The 279-nt window shown below is 47.0% G+C and carries 1 protein-coding gene; it reads left to right on the top strand.

What is annotated here, in order from left to right; all coding sequences use genetic code 11:
- Positions 1 to 279, top strand: a 279-nt coding sequence (locus R0J87_RS19715; protein WP_498888373.1) for a collagenase, incomplete at both ends; no start/stop codon positions are given.

Below are 279 nucleotides of genomic sequence, written 5' to 3'. Positions count from 1 at the left end.
GGCGATTATAACGACAGTGTTGAGGTGATCGTTTTCAACACCAATGCCGATTATGTCAGCTACTCTAACTTCCTGTTTGGCAATACCACCAATAATGGCGGGCAATACCTGGAAGGCAATCCGGCCAACCCTGACAATCAAGCCCGTTTTGTGGCCTACCGCAACGAATATGCTGAAGGTTACAGTATTCTCAATCTCGAACATGAATATGTGCATTATCTCGATGGCCGCTTCAATCTCTACGGGGATTTCAACGATGTGTTAAGCCCGGGACACACA

The sequence above is a fragment of the Halomonas sp. SIMBA_159 genome (genome assembly GCF_046536035.1).
Taxonomy (GTDB): domain Bacteria; phylum Pseudomonadota; class Gammaproteobacteria; order Pseudomonadales; family Halomonadaceae; genus Vreelandella; species Vreelandella venusta_A.
The sequence above is the reverse complement of the archived record's forward strand: the minus strand, read 5'-3'. Positions and strand labels throughout refer to the sequence as shown.